General features: G+C 69.7%; 4 protein-coding genes. 1 reads left to right on the top strand and 3 read right to left on the bottom strand.

Going from position 1 to position 17,752, the window contains the following annotated elements:
- Positions 1-5 precede the first annotated feature (5 nt).
- Entirely contained in the window at positions 6-965 is a 960-nt protein-coding gene (locus tag JVH1_RS26265; protein WP_009474870.1) for an alpha/beta hydrolase family protein, read from the top strand.
- Here the strand turns inward: JVH1_RS26265 and JVH1_RS26260 are convergent.
- From JVH1_RS26260 to JVH1_RS26250, 3 genes are read right to left on the bottom strand one after another with little or no spacing between them, the layout of a single operon-like run.
- The gene (locus tag JVH1_RS26260; protein ID WP_371113045.1) at positions 921-12,458 is read right to left on the bottom strand and encodes an amino acid adenylation domain-containing protein; all 11,538 of its coding nucleotides are present in this window, start codon (positions 12,456-12,458) and stop codon (positions 921-923) included. The two genes, JVH1_RS26265 and JVH1_RS26260, sit on opposite strands and share 45 nt — an antisense overlap.
- Positions 12,445-13,305 carry a 3-hydroxyacyl-CoA dehydrogenase family protein gene (locus tag JVH1_RS26255; RefSeq protein ID WP_009474874.1) on the bottom strand — a complete coding sequence of 287 codons (861 nt, stop codon included), beginning with the start codon at positions 13,303-13,305 and terminating at the stop codon, positions 12,445-12,447. Before JVH1_RS26255 ends, JVH1_RS26260 begins: the two co-directional genes overlap by 14 nt.
- A complete protein-coding gene (locus tag JVH1_RS26250; protein WP_009474875.1) occupies positions 13,302-17,732 on the bottom strand; it encodes a condensation domain-containing protein in 4,431 nt (1,476 codons plus the stop codon). The genes JVH1_RS26255 and JVH1_RS26250 overlap by 4 nt, the downstream gene beginning before the upstream one ends.
- Between the last annotated feature and the right edge of the window lie 20 nt (positions 17,733-17,752).

Raw genomic sequence — 17,752 nt, 5'->3', positions numbered from 1 at the left:
CGTCCATGCGACCGTTCGAAGCTCTGCGATCCGCGTTCTCTCTGCGTGTACTGGCGGTGATGCTGCTGGTCGTTTCCGGGTGGGCGGCGCTCGGCCCGCCGTCGGTTTCGGCGGAGCCCCGCATCACCAGGGTGGACGTGTATTCGGAGTCGATGGGCCGGTGGGTGGCCAACGACGTCATCTCTCCCGCATCTGACGGTCCGGCGCCGACCTTCTACCTACTCACCGGCATCGGCGGCGGGTCGGACGGGATCTCCTGGTTCAACAACACCGGTGTGCGGGACTTCTTCGCCGACAAGCATGTCACCGTGGTAATGCCGATCGGCGGCCAGTACAGCATGTACACCGATTGGGATGCCGACGATCCGGTCCTCGGCCGGAACAAGTGGCAGACGTACCTGACGAGCGAACTCCCCGCGGCCGTCGACAGCCGGTTCGCGACCACCGGGTCGAACGCCATCGGCGGGGTGTCGATGGCGGGCGGCGCGGTACTCGACCTCGCCGTCCAGGTTCCGGGGTTCTACCGGGCCGTCGGCTCGTACAGCGGGTGTGCCGCGACGAGCGGACTGCTGGGCCAGGCGATGGTGCGGTCGATGGTGGAATTGCGGGGCGGCGGCAATGCGGCCAACATGTGGGGCTCCGTCGTGGACCCGCGGTGGCGGGTGCACGACCCGATGCTGAACGCCGAACGTCTGCGGGGCACAGAGTTGTTCGTCTCGAGCGGCAACGGACTTCCCGGCAGCATCGACAACCACGACCCGGTGCTGGTGGTGCCTCAGACGATCGGCGGCAGCGTCGTCGAGATGGTGACCAACGTGTGTGCGGCCGCGTTCCAGTCGCGGCTGAATTCGCTGGGGATTCCCGCCACGTTCGCCTACGTCTCGCAGGGCACGCATTCGTGGGGGCTGTTCGAGACCGAGTTACGGGAGTCCTGGCCCGTCATCGGCGGTGCGATCGGGGCGTGACACCAGGGAGCGCTCCAGGATCGGCCCGATGACCGCGAGCGCTTCCGGCGTGGTCATCCGCAGGTGGTCGCATTCCACCTTGTGCTCGACGATCACGCCGGTGATCGCGGGCTGCCACACGCTCGGCGACGGCCGTTCGCCTTCTTCCCCGTCGGCGGAATGCGCGGCGCTGAAGAACACCAGGTCGCCGTCGAACACCCGCGGCCGGTATCCGGTGGAGATCTCCTTCGAATTCTCCAGGCCGGTGCTGATGCGACCGAGGAGGGTCGACGCGAACGCGGGGTCGCGGCCGAAGGATCGTCCGAGCATCTCGACCAACTGCTCGCGGTACGACGTGCCGGTGTCGCCGCCCTCGCCCTCGAACTCGACACCCAGCCCGTGCAGCCACTCCTCGGCGTTCACCTCGAGGTCACCGAAGTTGTCGCCCTCCGCGACGTAGCTGTCCATCATCGCGAGTGTGCCGACCTCGGCGCCGGACTCACGGAGTTCGACGGCGACGGCCTGGGCGATGACGCCGCCGAGGGACCAGCCCAGTAGGTGGTAGGGGCCGTGGGGCTGCACCGCGCGCATCTCGACAACGTACCGGTGGGCGAGCTGCGCCATCGACTCGAACGTCGTTCCGCCGCTGAGGATCGGCAACTGCAGCCCGTACACCGGACGGTCGGGCGAGACGTACTTCATCAGTCCGGCGTATCCCAGCGCAAGCCCGCCTGCCGGGTGCACGCAGAACAGCGCGGGTTGCGCACCGGACGCCCGGAACGGAACGACGACGTTCAGCACGTCGTCCGCGGGCACGCTTCCCAGGGCTGACGGGTCGACGATGCGGCGAGCCAGGCCCTCCGGGGTGGGGTTGCGGAAGATCCACTGCAGGACGACGTCGGTGCCGAGCCGGTCGCGGAGCGCGGACGCCACCCGGGTCGCGACGAGCGAGTTCCCGCCCAATTCGAAGAAGTCGTCGTCGGCCCCGACGCGGTCGATGCCGAGGACGTCGGCGAAGACCTCCGCCACCGCCTCCTCGACCGGGGTGGCGGGTGCCCGGAACTCTCGGGGCGCGAGCACCGGTGCGGGTAGCGCTCGCCGGTCGAGCTTGCCGGTGCGGCCGACGGGCAGCCGGTCGAGCACCACCAGCTGGGCCGGCACCATGTACGGCGCGAGGTGGGATCCGGCGTACCGGAGTACCTCGGCGGTGTCGATACTTGCACCGGCTTCGGCCGTCACGTATCCCACCAGCCGGTCGCCGGTGCCGCTGTGCACGGTGACCGCCGCGCGGCCGACACCGTCGCAGCGGGCCAGCACCGATTCGATCTCGCCGAGTTCCACCCGCTGGCCACGGATCTTCACCTGGAAGTCGTTGCGTCCCACATACTCCAGCCTACCGATCTCGCACCACCGCACGAGGTCGCCGGTCCGGTACATGCGGGAGCCGGGTTCGCCGAACGGGTTCGCCACGAAGGATCCGGCCGTCAGCGCCGACCGCCGGTGGTAGCCGCGCGCGAGCCCCGGCCCCGCGACGTACAGTTCCCCGATCACGCCCACCGGAACGGGCTGCAACCAGGTGTTCACCACGATCACGTCGACGCCCCGCCCGGGACCTCCGACGTTCACCGGTTCGTCGGGGGACAGCACCTCGCTGACCGTGGTCTGCACCGTCGCCTCGGTGGGTCCGTATCCGTTGAAGACGAATCGTCCCTGGGTCCAGCGGTCGGCCAGTTCGGGTGGGAACCGCTCGCCCGCGACGGCGAGAATCCGCAGGGACGGGAGGTCCTCCGGACGGAGGGTGTCCAGGATCGTGGGGGTGAAGAATGCGTGCGAGACGTGTTCGCTCGCGAGGAGTTCGGCCAGTTCCCGTCCCCCGAGGACGGTCGGTGGCACGACGACCAGTGTCGCGCCGACGGCGAACGCCATCAGCAGTTCGAACAATGACGCGTCGAAGCTCGGCGACGCGAGATGCGACACCCGCGCACCGTGCATGGACGCGAACCGTTCCCGTTCCTCGACTGCGAGATTCGCGAGTCCGCCGTGCGTGAGCACGACCCCCTTCGGTGTTCCCGTCGACCCCGACGTGTAGAGCAGGAAAGCCGCGTGTTCGACCCTCAGCGGGCGGAGACGATCGGCGTCGATCACCGGGTCGCCGGAGTATCCGTTCGCCACCTCGGGATCGTCGAGCAGCAGCCACGGCACCACCCCGGGCAACCGGTCATGGTACGCCGTCACCGTCAGCCCGAGCACCGCACCCGAATCCTCGAGCATGCCGCCGGTGCGCGCGGGCGGCAGGGTGGGATCGACCGGCACGTACGCCGCCCCCGATTTCGCGACCGCCCACACCGACAGCACCCATTCGATCGATCGCGGCACGCCGATCGCGACGAACGCGTCCGGACCGGCACCTCGGCGGATCAGGGCCCTGGCCAGCCGGTTCGACCGCTCGTCGAGTTCCCGGTACGTCACGATGACGCCGTCGCACGACACTGCGGTGGCCCCCGGGGCGGGCGCGGCGCCGGCGGTGAGGACGTCCGGGAGGGTGCGTTCCGCGACCGCGGGGAAGCCGCGCACGGGCACGAGTTCGTCCCGTTCGAGGGCATCGAGGATCTCGAGGTCGCCGACCCGGATCGACGGGTCGGTGACGGCCGCATCGAGCATCCGGACGAACCGGTCGGCCAGGCCGGCGACGGTTTCGGCGTCGAAAAGGTCGGTGGCGTAGGTGAAACCGGCGGTGATGCCTGCCGGAGTTCCGTCGTCCGTGTACTCCTCGGACAACGTCAGTTGCAGGTCGAACCTGGCGATCGTGGCACCGAGGTCGATGCCCTCGACCTCGACGCCGGGCAGCGAAAGGTCGGGGCGTTCGACGTTCTGGAACTCGAGCAGCACCTGGAACAGCGGTGAATGTGCCGTCGAGCGGGGCGGATCGAGCGCTTCGACGACCTTCTCGAACGGCACCTCGGCGTGGGCGTACGCACCGAGATCGACGTCACGCACCTGCTCGAGCAGTTCGGAGAACCGGCTCGCGTCGGAGACAAGGGTCCGCAGCACCACGGTGTTGACGAACATTCCAACGACGTCGTCGAGTGCGGCCTCGCCGCGCCCGGCCACCGGGGTGCCGACGGCGATGTCCTCGGTGCCGGACATCCTCGCGAGGAAGGTGGCCAGCGCGGCGTGCGCGACCATGAACACGGTCGACTGGTGCGTGGACGCCGTCGCCAGCAGCCGGCGGTGCAGACCGGCGTCGATCTCGAATCCGACCCTGCTCCCGTCGGGCGTGCGTTGCATCGACCGCGGGCGGTCGGAGGGCAGGTCCAGGGCGGCGGGGAGACCGGCCAGCGTGGTGCGCCAGTAGTCCAGTTGCTGCGACACCACCGACTGCGGATCGTCTTCCGCCCCGAGGAGTTGGCGCTGCCAGAGCGTGAAGTCGGCGTACTGGACCGTCGGCGGATGCCACTCCGGGGCGTGCCCGGCCGCCCGCGCGGTGTACGCCACCATCATGTCGCGTGCGAGCGGGACCATCGACACGCCGTCCGCGACGATGTGGTGGACCACGACCAGCAGCACCCTGTCGGTGTCGGAGGTCTCGAACACGGCTGCCCGCAAGGGGATCTGCCCGGTGACGTCGAACCCTTCCGAGACGGCCGCCGACAGCCGTTCCTGCAACTCCGCGTCGCTCGACACGGTCGCGACGGGCAGGTCCGGCACCGAATCCGCAGCCGCGAGGATCACCTGCACCGGTTCGTCGCCGGCCATCGGAAACCGGGTGCGGAGCGATTCGTGACGCTCCACCACATCGGTCATCGCGGACCGCAGTGCGTCGAGGTCGAGTGCGCCGGTGAGCCGGAACGCCATGGCGATGTTGTAGGCGGGCGAAGAGGTGTCGAACTGGTTGAGGAACCACATGCGGGTCTGGGCCAGGGACAGGGGAATACGCTCGGGGCGCGGCGCCGCCCGCAACTCCGGCCGGTGCGTCAGCACTCCTGCTTTCGCCGCGCGCTCCGCGAACCCTGTCACGGTGGGCGCCTCGAACAGAGCGTGCACGCCGACGTCGACGCCGAGAGCGGCATCGACCCGTGCAACGACCCGGGTGGCCGACAGCGAATCTCCGCCCAACCGGAAGAAGTTGTCGTCGGCACCGACGCGGTCGACACCGAGGACGTCGCCGTACACCTCGGCGACGACGGCCTCGAACGGGGTTGCCGGAGCCCGGAATCCCCGCACCGGAGCGTCCGGTGCGGGGAGTGCGGCACGATCCAACTTCCCACTCGCCGTCACCGGCAACTCCCCCAACACCACCACCACCGACGGCACCACACCCCCCGGCAACACCGACCCCGCAAACTCCACCACCACACCCGGATCCACCCGCACCCCCACCTCCGGCACCACATACCCCACCAACCGACCACCCTCACCCACCACCACCACCGCAGCCGCCACCCCCGGACACCGCCCCAACACCGACTCCACCTCCCCCAACTCCACCCGCTGCCCCCGCACCTTCACCTGAAAATCAGCCCGCCCCACAAACACCAACGACCCCAACCCATCCCACCGCACCAAATCCCCCGTCCGATACAACCGCGAACCCACACCCCCGAACGGATCCGCCACAAACGACGCCGCCGTCAACCCCGCCCGCCCCAAATACCCCCGCGCCAACCCCACACCCCCCACATACAACTCCCCCACCACACCCACCGGCACCGGCCGCAACCACCCATCCAGCACCACCACCTCCACCCCCACCGCCGGACCACCCACCGTCACCACACCCCCCGCCACCAACGCATCACTCACCGTCGCCTGCACCGTCACCTCAGTCGGCCCATACGCATCGAACAACTCCCGCCCCGGCGCCCACCGCGCCACCAACTCCGACCCCAACACCTCCCCCGCCACCACCAACACCCGCACCGACCCCAACGCCCCCTCCTCCACCGTCGCCAACACCGACGGCGTCACAAAACAATGCGTCACCCCATTGACCCCCAACCACTCCCCCAACGCCGCACCACCGAACACCCCCGGCGGCGCCACCACCAACCGCGCCCCCACCGAAAACGCCATCAACCACTCGTACACCGACGCATCAAAACTCGGCGACGCCACATGCGACACCCGACACCCCGACCACAAACCAAACCGAACCCGCACCTCCTCAACCAAATTCGCCAACCCCCCATGCGTCACCACCACCCCCTTCGGACGCCCCGTCGACCCCGACGTATACATCACATACGCCGCACACCCACCCACCAACCGCCTCGTCCGCTCCCCATCCGACACCACACCCCCCGACACCCCCTCCACCACCGACACATCATCAACCCGCAACCACTCCACCACTGACGGCAACACCACCCCCGACACCGACAACCCCACCACCGCACCCGAATCCACCAACAACTCCCGCACCCGCACCTCCGGCAACACCGGATCCACCGGCACGAACGCCGCCCCCGACTTCACCACCGCCCACACCGCCACCACCAACTCCACCGACCGCGGCACCGCCACCCCCACCACCAACTCCGGACCCACACCCCGCCCGATCAACACCCGCGCCCACCGATTCGACCACTCATCCAACTCCCCATACGACAACTCCACACCCCCACACGACACCGCCACCCCACCCCCACCCAACCCCACACCCCCCGCCAAAATCTCCGGCAACAACCGCACCCCCACACCCACCCCACCCCGCACCGGCACCAACACCCCCCGCTCACCCGAACCCAACACATCCACACGAGCCACCGTGACATCCGGATCGGAGGCCATCGCCTCGAGCACCCGGGTGACCCGGCCTGCCATCGCGTCGACGGTGGCCCTGTCGACCAGGTCGGGTCGGTAGTGAAACGTCATGCGCAGCTGCGTGTCCACCGAGAAGGCGACGCTCAGCGGATAATGTGTGGCGTCGACGCCGCGCACGTCGACCACCCGGATGCCGGCGAGGTCGGTGTTCTCGGTCAGGCCTCCCCGGTCGATCGGGTACGACTCGAAGACGGTTGCCGTGTCGAACCCGATGTCGGGGCCGGCTGCTCGCTGGATGTCGGCGAGACCGAGGTGGTGGTGGTCGAGGAGGGTCGCCTGTTCCGCTTGTGTCCGGTCGAGCAGTCGGCCCAGCGTTTCCCGGGGGTTCAGCGTGATGCGTGTGGGCACGGTGTTGACGAACAATCCGATCATCGATTCGACGCCGGTCAGGTGCGGCGACCGCCCGGACACGGTGCTTCCGAACGTCACGTCGTGGCGGGACGTCGCAGCGCCGAGCACGATGCCCCACGCCACCTGTGTCACCGTGTTCAGTGTCGTGTTGCGGGTACGCGCCAGGGTGGTGAGGTCGGCGGTCAGATCCTCGGGCAGGGTGAACAGGGCGCTCTCGGGAGGGGCCGACAGCGGCCGTCCCCGTGCGTCCGCCAGCAGCAGTGTCGGACCGTCGACGCCGGCGAGGGCGGTCGCCCACGCCGCTCGTGCTTCCGCGGGGTCCCGGCGATGCAGCCACGACAGGAAGTCTCGGTAGGGCCGGGGTCGCGGCAACGCCGACCCATCGTCTCCGGCCACGTAGAGCGCGAGCAGTTCGCGGATCGCCAACGGCATCGACCATCCGTCGAGGAGGGTGTGGTGATTGGTCCACACGAGCCGCGATTCGTGGCTGCCGGTCGTCACGAGCAGGAACCGCACCAGTGGGGCCCGGGTGGTGTCGAACGGCGCGGCCCGGTCGGCGGTGAGGACCCGGTCCAGTTCGGCGGTGCGCGCGGCCTCGGGCAGGTCCGTGAGGTCGATCTCGCGGAACGGCAGGTCGACGGCCGCGGGAACCACCTGGACGAAGGTTCCGTCTCGGGCGGGGACGAACGCCACCCGCAGATTCGCGTGCCGATCCAGCAATGCCTGTGCGGCGCGGCGCATCCGGTCCGGGTCGACGTCCCCCTTCAGGTGCAGTTCCACCTGCACCGTGTACGCGTCGATCGACGGTTTCGCGAGCAGGGCGTGGAACAGCAACCCGGCCTGCAGGGGTGCGGGCGGCCACACATCGGTGAGCGCGCCGAAGCGCTCCTCCCAGGTGTCGAGGTCGCTCTGGGTCACGTCGACGAGGGGAACGTCCGACGGTGTGAGTCCGCCTGCGTCCCCGCCGCGAGCGTGGGACACCAATGCGGACAACGCTTCCCGCCACCGTTCTGCCAGCCTGTCCACCTCGGCATGTGCGAGCAGGGTGTCCGGGAAACCGAACCCGACCCGGAGTCGTCCGCCGATCACGATCGCGTTGACCTCGATGGCGGCAGACGCCGGCATGTCGGGGTCCGGGACGTACCGCAGGTCGCCGAACCCGTCGGCGGGGCTCCAGCCGACCGCGGTGTCGTGATCCGCCGAATCCGGAACCTGTCCGAGGTAGTTGAAGCTGATCTGCCCGGGTTCGGTTCTCGGCAGGCTGCCGGCCGTGTCCGGATTCAGGTAGCGGAGCAGTCCGTAGCCGATCCCCATGTCGGGCACTGCCCGGAGGTGTTCCTTCACGCGTTTCACGGCGCTGCCCATGTCGTGGCCGCCGGTCAGCGCGTCGTCGAGGTCGATACCCTGGAGATCGACGCGGACCGGAAAGACCGTGGTGAACCAGCCGACGGTGCGGGACAGGTCGGCGCCCGGCACCACCTGCTGCTCCCGGCCGTGCCCTTCCAGCCGGATCAGCATCGACGTTCCCGGGATCCCCCGCTCGGCTCGCCACCTCGACGACGCCACCACCAGCGCCGTCAGCAGGACGTCGAGGACACCCCCGTGATACAGCCCCGGCAGGCGTGTGAGCAGAACAGACGTATCGTCGGGGGCGGTCTCGACACTCACGTCCCGCACCGCAGTCGCGAGGTCCCGGCCCGGGTCGAGGGGGCGTTCGGTGATCGGCGGGTCGGGTCCGTCGACGACGTTCTGCCACCACACCAGTTCGGCGGCTCTCTCGCTTCGGACAGCTTCGTCGGCCAGCGCGTGCGCCCATCGGCGCATCGACGTCGCCGGTTCCGGGAGGGACGGCACGCTCCCTGTGCTGACCTGGTACCAGGCGGCGGCGAAGTCGGGCAGCAGAATCCGCCACGACACCCCGTCGACCGCGAGGTGGTGCGCGACCACGATCACTCGTCCCGTCCGGGCCGGGGGCGCGGCGGCGGGCTCCGGGTCGAGCCACACGAACTGGACGACCACCCCGTCGGACGGGCGCAATCTCTCCACGGCCGCCTGGTGTTCGGTCGCGACCAGGTCTGCCAGCGTGCCGGGATCGGTCGCCGGGTCGAAGGCGATGCGTCGGACCAGTGTGTCGGCGTCGATCTCGGTTGCGGCACGAGTCTCCATCTGCCACTGCCCGTTCGCGTCCTGGTAGAGCCGCGACCGCAGCATGTCGTGTCGTGCGAGCACCGCCGTGATCGTCGCGAGGAGCCGGTCGGGGTCGATGCCGTCCGGGAGGTCGAGCAGCACGCTCTGGCTGAACCGCTCGAAGTGCCCGCCGCGCTCGATCAGGTACCGGACCACCGGCGTCGGCGGGAACGTGCCGATTCCGCCGCCCGCAAGTTCGGCGAGGGCGATTGTGGTCTCACCGTCCTCGATCTCCGATTCCGCCGCGAGCGCGGCCACGGTCCGGTGCTCGAACACCTTCTGCGGCGTGAACACCAATCCTCGTGCCTTGGCTCGGGATACGAGCCGGATCGACAGGATGCTGTCGCCGCCCAGCGCGAAGAACGACTCGTCCAACCCGACCTGGTCGAGCCCGAGTACCTCGGCGAACACCGACGCCAGCGTGTGCTCCGCCGCTGTCTGTGGCGCGCGGTGTGGTCCGCGGGCAACGACGGGTGCGGGGAGTGCGGCACGATCCAACTTCCCACTCGCCGTCACCGGCAACTCCCCCAACACCACCACCACCGACGGCACCACACCCCCCGGCAACACCGACCCCGCAAACTCCACCACCACACCCGGATCCACCCGCACCCCCACCTCCGGCACCACATACCCCACCAACCGACCACCCTCACCCACCACCACCACCGCAGCCGCCACCCCCGGACACCGCCCCAACACCGACTCCACCTCCCCCAACTCCACCCGCTGCCCCCGCACCTTCACCTGAAAATCAGCCCGCCCCACAAACACCAACGACCCCAACCCATCCCACCGCACCAAATCCCCCGTCCGATACAACCGCGAACCCACACCCCCGAACGGATCCGCCACAAACGACGCCGCCGTCAACCCCGCCCGCCCCAAATACCCCCGCGCCAACCCCACACCCCCCACATACAACTCCCCCACCACACCCACCGGCACCGGCCGCAACCACCCATCCAGCACCACCACCTCCACCCCCACCGCCGGACCACCCACCGTCACCACACCCCCCGCCACCAACGCATCACTCACCGTCGCCTGCACCGTCACCTCAGTCGGCCCATACGCATCGAACAACTCCCGCCCCGGCGCCCACCGCGCCACCAACTCCGACCCCAACACCTCCCCCGCCACCACCAACACCCGCACCGACCCCAACGCCCCCTCCTCCACCGTCGCCAACACCGACGGCGTCACAAAACAATGCGTCACCCCATTGACCCCCAACCACTCCCCCAACGCCGCACCACCGAACACCCCCGGCGGCGCCACCACCAACCGCGCCCCCACCGAAAACGCCATCAACCACTCGTACACCGACGCATCAAAACTCGGCGACGCCACATGCGACACCCGACACCCCGACCACAAACCAAACCGAACCCGCACCTCCTCAACCAAATTCGCCAACCCCCCATGCGTCACCACCACCCCCTTCGGACGCCCCGTCGACCCCGACGTATACATCACATACGCCGCACACCCACCCACCAACCGCCTCGTCCGCTCCCCATCCGACACCACACCCCCCGACACCCCCTCCACCACCGACACATCATCAACCCGCAACCACTCCACCACTGACGGCAACACCACCCCCGACACCGACAACCCCACCACCGCACCCGAATCCACCAACAACTCCCGCACCCGCACCTCCGGCAACACCGGATCCACCGGCACGAACGCCGCCCCCGACTTCACCACCGCCCACACCGCCACCACCAACTCCACCGACCGCGGCACCGCCACCCCCACCACCAACTCCGGACCCACACCCCGCCCGATCAACACCCGCGCCCACCGATTCGACCACTCATCCAACTCCCCATACGACAACTCCACACCCCCACACGACACCGCCACCCCACCCCCACCCAACCCCACACCCCCCGCCAAAATCTCCGGCAACAACCGCACCCCCACACCCACCCCACCCCGCACCGGCACCAACACCCCCCGCTCACCCGAACCCAACACATCCAGCCCGGCGAGCGGTGTATCCGGTGCCCCGACCGCGGCGGCGAGGATGTGGGAGAGGCGCTGCGCGTCGCCGGGTCCGTGCACGTCGACGGTCCAGGACCCGTCGCGGTCGTCGACGTCCACGACCATCCCGTCGCCGCCGGAGTCCCACCGCTTCACGACGGCGACGGCACCCGCACCGATGCGCTCGACGCCGAGCGATTCGCGCATGCCGCCCGCCACCGGCCAGGAGTCCGCCGCGCCATCTTCGGAAGCGAGGTACCGGTGTCGTCGGGATCGCCGGAGTTGCAGACCCACGTGCCGTGTCAGCGTGTCGAATGTGAGTTGCGGTGCGAGGGAAAGTCTCACGGGTGTGGTGGACCCGTGCGATCGGTGCCCGACCAGCACGTCGTCGACGGCGGTGCGGCTGTGCAAGTACACGGCCAGCGCGGCGAGCAGGACAGCGTCGGGACCACCGCCGCTGCGGCGTGCGAGCCGCACGAGCGCGCCGTCGGCGGGAACGGTGAACGGGCCGAGGTTCTCCCCTCCGGCGATCGGTTCGGGCGGGGTCTCGTGTCGCGACGCTCCGGCGAGCAGGTGCTCCCAGTAGCGGCGGTCGTCCGCCCACGCGGCGCTCTCGCGGTATCGCGCATCGGCGGTCAGCGGAACGGAGGGCGACACGAACGGCCGGGACTCGGGCGGCGAGGTGGGAGCGGCGGCCCCCGTCTCGTAGGCCTCGGCGGTGCGGCGGACGATCACCGTCATGCCCGATTCGTCGTTCACCAGCCGGTGGTAACGCTGGAACCACCCGTATCTGCCGTGGGGCAGCCGGAACAGGACGTGCACGTACAGCGGTCCGGTGCCGGGTTCCATGGGGCGGTTCAGCTCGTGGTCGATCCACGTCGTCACGAGTCGGCCGGGATCGTCGGACGCGGCGGCGTCGAGGACGTCCGCGCCGGTCACCGCGGCGCCGGTGACCTGGCCGGGTTCCGGGCCGTCGAGCACGAAAGTACTGTGCAGGCCGGTGCATTCGGCCAACGTCTTCTGCAGTGCCCGGCAGAATCGGTCTTCGTCGAGCGGCCCGTCGAGTTCGAGATACTGACCGAAGGAGGCGTCGCGCGCCCCGGCACGGAGCACCGCGAGCTGGTCGTAGGTGAGGGGCAGCACCTCACCGGTACTCATGGAATCCTCGCCCGGTCTTACGCCCGAGATGACCGGCCTCGACCAGGGCGACGAGCGACTCGGGCGGGCGGTAGTGGTCGTCACCGGTCAATTCGCGCAGCGCGCTCATCGTATCGTGGACGTTGTCCAGGCCGATCAGGTCCGCGGTCCGCAGTGGTCCCATCGGGTGGCCGAGGCAGCCTTCGAACAACGCATCGGTGGTCTCCGCATCGGCGATTCCGTCGCCGAGCGCGGCTGCCGCCTCGGCGATGCACAGCATGAGGACACGGTTGAGCAGGAATCCGGGTCCGTCGCCGACGACGATGCCGGTCTTGTTCAAGGAGGCGAGGAGCGCCAGCGCACGGTCCAGCGACTGCGGCGACGTCCGCGGCCCCCGCACCACCTCGACGGTGTCCTTGAGCGGGGCGGGGTTCATGAAGTGCAGTCCGACAACCCGTTCCGGCCTCGTGGTGTTGTCCGCGAGACGGTCGACGGGGATGCCGGAGGTGCACGACGCGAGTAGCGCGTCGGGTGCGCACACACGGTCCAGTCCGGCGAAGACCTTCTCCTTGAGGTCGATTCGCTCGGGGACGCATTCGATGACGACGGCGGCGTCCCGCAGATCGGTCATTTCCCCGGTCCAGTGCACCCGCGCGGTGACCTCGGCGGGTTTCGGGCCACCGGCCCTGCCGAGCAGTATCGCCAGCCGCAGCGAGTCGCGCATCCGCGACCGGGCCTGGTCGACAGCCTGCGGGTCGGGGTCGACGACGATCACGTCGTGGCCGGCCCGCGCGAGACATTCGGCCACCCCGGCGCCCATGGTTCCCGCCCCGACCACACCGACGCTCATCACGCTGCCACTCGTCATCGCACTGCCTCCGTGGTGAAGCCGGTGTCGTCCTGGTGCACGTACTCCATTGCCACCTCCTGGGTGGGCAGGTCGGGGTGAGCCTCGAGTCCGGGCAGCAGCCGCCGGAGGTCGGTGAGCATCGCGGTGGCCGTGCTCCGGTCGAAGAGGTCGGTGGCGTAGTCGAGTTCGAGGGTGAATGCCGTGGTGCCGCGGGTCCACGACAGCCCGAGTTCGACGGGTGACAGGTCGGCCGGCTCGGCATTGTCGTCGCGCTCTCCGTCGTAGCGCACCGGGAAGTGCTGCGTCGCCGTGCCGGCCGCGCGATTGTCCGAGGACAGCTCCCGGCGTACGGTCTCCACCAGTTCCGGGTAGGTGGGGTCGCCGGACAGGTCCACGGCCACGAGCCGCGGCGAGGCTTCCGGCCCTGTGGCCGTGCCCACCGCCACCTCGTCCTGCGCCGTGTACCAGGCGAGGAGGGTGAGCCAGGCGGCGAGCAGTTCCGGATGCCCCGGCTCTCCGTCGAGCGCCGCAGTCACCCGTGCGGTCGAATAGCGCGGCGGTTCCGCACCGGTCGAGGGCTGCCGCGGCCGATCCGCCGGGACCAGGGGCGGCGACACCAGTCGCGACGCCGGCGCCGGAGCCGCGTCGGTCAGGAACACGGAAATGGGGTGTGTACGCGGAGAATCCGCGACACCGTCGAGGATGCGAACGTACTCGGCGCACAACGCGGCGGCAGTTTGCTCGGTGAACAGTTCCGTGCTGAACTCGAGCCCGGCCGCCATGCCGTCCTCGCCGGCCCGCTCCGTGGTGACGAGGGTGAGATCGAACTTGGCCGTGCCGGATGGCACCCCGCCGAACGCGATGGCCGCGGGATCCTCCTGGTCGAACAGCGTCTCGGTGAGTCCTTGCTGCGACTGCAGCGCCGGCAGTTCCTGGTGGACGTGGCAGACGTCGAACAGGGGTGTCCGGCTCAGGTCCCGGTCGCCGGTGAGTGCGGTGACGACGCGGTCGAACGGGATCTCCTGGTGTTCGAGGGCGCCGAGCACCACATCACGCACGCGTGCGCACAATTCCGCGACGGTCGGGTCCCCGGACAGGTCGGCGCGCAGCGCCACCGTGCTGTTGAAGTACCCGATCATGCCGGACAGTTCCGGTCGGTTACGTCCGGTCGTCGGTGTGCCGACCACGAGGTCGCGCTGGCGGCTGCGGCTCGCCATGAGGAGGTAGAACGCGGAGAGCAGCACCACGAACAGCGAGACGGACTCCCTGCGTGCCACGGCCCGCAGGCTCCGTGTCAGGTCCTCGGAGACGGTGAACGTGTGGAACGCGCCGGTGAAGTTCTTTCGCTCCGGGCGTGGGAAGTCGGTGGGCAGCCGGAGCAGCGGAACGTCCCCCAGGACGGTTCTCCAGTATTCGAGTTCCGGGTCGAGCGCGGCGCTCGCGATCAGTTCCCGCTGCCACAGGGCGTAGTCCCAGTACTCGATGGGGAGCGGGGCGAGGTCGGCGCGGCGACCGGCTCGGCGTGCCGCGTACAGGGCGGGCAGTTCCTGCTCGAAGATCCTCGGCGAACCCCCGTCGTTGACGGAATGGTGGGTGGTGACCTGCAGGACGTGCTCGTCGGGGCCGATCCTGATGAGCAGTGCCCGCACGAGCGGGTCGGTGGCGAGGTCGAACGGTGCCACCGCGGCCTCGTGTACGAGTGCCCGGGCCGCGGCCACCGGATCCGGTTCGCCCGACACGTCGGCGGTGCGGAAGAAGTCGCCGAGGGATTCGCGGATCCGCAGTTCCGGCTCCCCGTCCACCTCGACGTAGTTGGACAACAGCACCCGATGCCGTGCGGCGAGATCGTCCCACATACCCCGGACGGCGCATTCATCGATCGGCCCGTGCAATTCGCTGACCATCGGCAGGTTGTAGATGGTCGTGGCGGCGTCGAGTTGGTGATGGAACCACATGCGTACCTGACCGAACGACATCACGTGCCGCCCCCGCGGCATGATCGGGGGCAGCCCACCGGACGCGGACGTGCCGTCCGCGAGGAGTGCGGCGAAGTCTGCGACCTTCGGCCGCTCGTACAGGTCGATGAGTTTGGGCCGGACCCCGTATCGGTCCGACACCCGGTCGACGAGTTGCATGCCGATGAGCGAGTTTCCACCGAGGTCGAAATAGTCGTCGTCGGCGCCGACGTCCCTTTCGCTGTGAAGCAGCTCGCGCAGTGTCGTCTGCAACCAGTCGAGGCTGTCTTCCGGCGCGGCCGTCGCCGATTGCGGGCTCGGTTCCGCCGGCGGATTGCCCGGGGCGTCGGCCCAGTCGGGTTGGCCCGGGAGGTCGAACCAGCACCGCGAACCGCGCAATGGGTGTCCGGGTAGGCGCACTCGCCAGGCAGAGTCGTCACCGCGGTCGACGGCTGCCCAGTCGAGGTCGATTCCGCGCTCGTACAGCCCGGCGAGGAGGTGTGTGACCGCGTCGGACGTGTCCGTCGCGCGGAGTATTTCGGCGTCCGGCGTGTCGCGGAGGGCGTCGGCGAGCAGTGCCCCGAGGCGTCCCTCCGGGCTCGGCTCCACGAAGACGACGGGTCCGTCCGCGAGCATGCCCTTCGCGACGGCGACGAGCCGGTCCGTGTCGATCGAGGGATGCGCGGCCGCGGCGGCGATGTCGGCGGCCTCCACCGCCGACAGCGCGTCCCGCACATACCGGGCCGCGTACCGGGACACGCCACCGCTGAGGACGGCGTCGACGGTGACGCCGGCGGCGCGGAGGTCCCGGTGGACGGCGATCTGGCCTGCGAGGAGGTCCGCCTCGTCGCCGGTGGCGGGAAGCTCCGACGGCAGGCTGCGGCCACGCAATGCGGGCGGCATCCGGTCGGGTGACAGCAGCAACGCCACGGCGGGGCGTTGCCGGGTGGGCGGTGCGGAGTCCTCGCCGCGGGCGACGAGTTCGGCGGCGCGCGCAGCGAGCGACTGCGAGAGTTCGGCAATGCTGCGTGCGTGCACCGCCACCCGGTGGTCGTGGTGCGGGCGGCCGCGGTTGAGGGTGAACGCCACATCGTCGAGGTCCTGCCCGCGCACGGCCGTCGCCAGTTCGGCACACAGTGCGGCCAGGGCGCCCACGCTCTTCGCCGACACCCCGACCAGCCGAGTCGTCGTGCCGGCGCGGGATCCGGCGGCACGCTCCGGCGGCTGTTCCACCACGCAGTGTGCGTTGATGCCGCCGAGGCTGAACGAACTCACCCCGGCCCGCCGGGGTCCGGTCTCGTCGCTCCACATCCGGGCCTCGGCGACCACCTCGATTCCGTTGCCCGCGAGGTCGACTCCGCCGGTGGGTCGTTCGAAGTGCAGCGACGGGTACAACTCGCCGTGCTCGACACTCAGGATCGCCTTCACGAGACCGGACACCCCGGCGGCGTGGTCGAGGTGACCGATGTTGGTCTTCACCGAACCGATCGGCAGGACGCCGGGACGGTCCCGGAACGCGGACGTGATCCCTTCGAGTTCGACCGCGTCGCCCAGTGGAGTTCCCGATCCGTGGGCCTCGAGGTACCCGGCATCGTCCGGGGTGAGACCCGCCTTCTGCCAGGCCCGGGAGATGACGGCCACCTGCGCCCGCGCGCTCGGGGAGCTGATGGTTGCGGACGAATGTCCGCTGGATATCGTTGCGGTGCCGCGGATCACGGCGTGGATCGGGACGCGATCCGCGCGGGCGCGGGCCATGGTGGTGAGGAGAAGAGCCGCCCCACCCTCCCCGACCGCGGTGCCGTCCGCGTTCGCGTCGAACGCGCGGCAGCGCCCGCCGGGAGACATCAGTTCCGCGGATCCCTCCGCCATGTCCGCGCGGAGGCCGTTCACCCGAAGACTGACTCCGCCCGCGAGGGCGAAATCGGCGTCACCCGAACGCAGCTCCCGGCAGGCGTGCTGTACCGCGATGAGCGACCCGTTGCACCCCGAATCAACGGCGTAGCACGGTCCGGTGAGGCCGAGCTGGTACGCGATCCGGGCCGGCACCGCGAACGGAACGTTGCCCAGGGTGCTCAGCACACCCGGTTCCGCCCACATCGCCGGATACGTCGAGGTGGCGGCGCTGAACACCACCGCCGTCGCGCTGTCGCGGAACTCGGCCACCGAATAACCGGCGTCCTCGACCGCCTGATACGCGAGGACCAGTGCGAGACGCTGCTGCGGGTCGATCAGCGACGCTTCCCGTTTCGACAGGGTGAAGAACGCGTAGTCGAACGTGGAGATGTCCTCGACGAAACCCATCGCGTGGTAGTGGGAGGGAGGCCCCAGCCCGGTCGCCTTCGCCCGTGACCGGGACAGCGGACGCACCGAGTCCCGGCCCGCCGCGAGATTGGCGCGGAACTCCGCCAGGTTCGCTGCCTCGGGGTAGCGCGCGGCGATGCCGACCACGGCGATGTCGTCGTCACTTGGTGTGGGATGTCGCACGCTCACGGTTGTCTCCTCCCGGCTCG

The organism is Rhodococcus sp. JVH1 (assembly GCF_000280725.2).
Lineage (GTDB): Bacteria > Actinomycetota > Actinomycetes > Mycobacteriales > Mycobacteriaceae > Rhodococcus_F > Rhodococcus_F jostii_A.
This window is presented reverse-complemented; position numbering and strand designations above follow the sequence as displayed.

Bases quoted from the DNA above. Each gene is read 5' to 3' on its own strand.
- JVH1_RS26265 (WP_009474870.1), top strand. From the start codon at position 6: ATGCGACCGTTCGAAGCTCTGCGATCCGCGTTCTCTCTGCGTGTACTG.
- JVH1_RS26260 (WP_371113045.1), bottom strand. From the start codon at position 12,458: ATGAGTACCGGTGAGGTGCTGCCCCTCACCTACGACCAGCTCGCGGTG.
- JVH1_RS26255 (WP_009474874.1), bottom strand. From the start codon at position 13,305: ATGACGAGTGGCAGCGTGATGAGCGTCGGTGTGGTCGGGGCGGGAACC.